The sequence below is a fragment of the Gordonia paraffinivorans NBRC 108238 genome (genome assembly GCF_000344155.1).
Classification (GTDB): domain Bacteria; phylum Actinomycetota; class Actinomycetes; order Mycobacteriales; family Mycobacteriaceae; genus Gordonia; species Gordonia paraffinivorans.
In genome coordinates, this window is sequence record NZ_BAOQ01000103.1 from 1 (window position 1) to 757 (window position 757).

Sequence of the window (757 nt, forward strand, 5' to 3'; positions counted from 1 at the left end):
CTAGGAAGCCCGGAATGGGAACCGAGCGAGCCTCGTGGCTTTTCGGTGTCCCGACGACGATTCGCTGATCGACCTGAACCGCGTTCTCCACGACGTTGATTCGCTTCCGTAGGAGGTCGAGGTGTTCAACGCGCAGAGCGATCGCTTCACCCCAGCGAAGCCCGGTGTACGCGAGAAGTAGCACGAGTACGCGGTGATTCTTAGCTTCGACCGTCGGATCAAACGACTCAACCGCACTCAACACAGGAAGATGAATCGCCGATGACAAGTCGCATCAATTTCACCCACTACGCGGCGGCTGACGCCCTCGCCCAGGCCGCCGAACACTGGATCGATGCCCAAGGCCTCGAGGAAGGCCTCCGCATCCAGACAGCCCACCTCAGCCGCGGGGACCTCGTCCTCGTCTGCGGCCTGCTTGCCGCCGCAATCGGAGCTGGGCTCGAAGACCCAGCCAGCCTCCGTGCGGCCCGAGCAGCGTTGACCGAACGCGCCAACAGGGACACATGACGTCCGAGGCGGTGAAAACCTGCCACTCGTGTGGCATCTCCCGATACGCGCCGAGTCACCTGCCATTCGAGGAAACGCATGACTATTCACACCGATGGCCGGGGGTGGGGGAGTCCACGAGACCGTATGGGAGGTGGCGACTCGGCGCAGGGGTCACCGTTTACATCCCGTGACGAATCGTGTCACGTGACCGGCTCTCAAGCGCATTTATGCGGCGAGTCTGCATAATCCTGTCGATATGTCGGGTTAA

The 757-nt window shown here is 61.7% G+C and carries 1 protein-coding gene and 1 pseudogene; one reads left to right on the plus strand and one right to left on the minus strand.

The window, feature by feature from the left end; genetic code table 11:
* Positions 1–190: pseudogene (locus GP2_RS20830) on the minus strand (site-specific integrase); the annotation flags it as partial.
* Between the two features lie 71 nt (positions 191–261).
* Between GP2_RS20830 and GP2_RS20835 the strand changes: the two are divergent.
* Positions 262–507, plus strand: a complete 246-nt coding sequence (locus tag GP2_RS20835; protein WP_006902641.1) for a hypothetical protein — start codon at positions 262–264, stop codon at positions 505–507.
* Positions 508–757 lie beyond the last annotated feature (250 nt).

What these genes read in the sequence shown, in the direction of transcription:
- GP2_RS20835 (WP_006902641.1), top strand. Translation starts at nt 262, where the DNA reads ATGACAAGTCGCATCAATTTCACCCACTACGCGGCGGCTGACGCCCTC.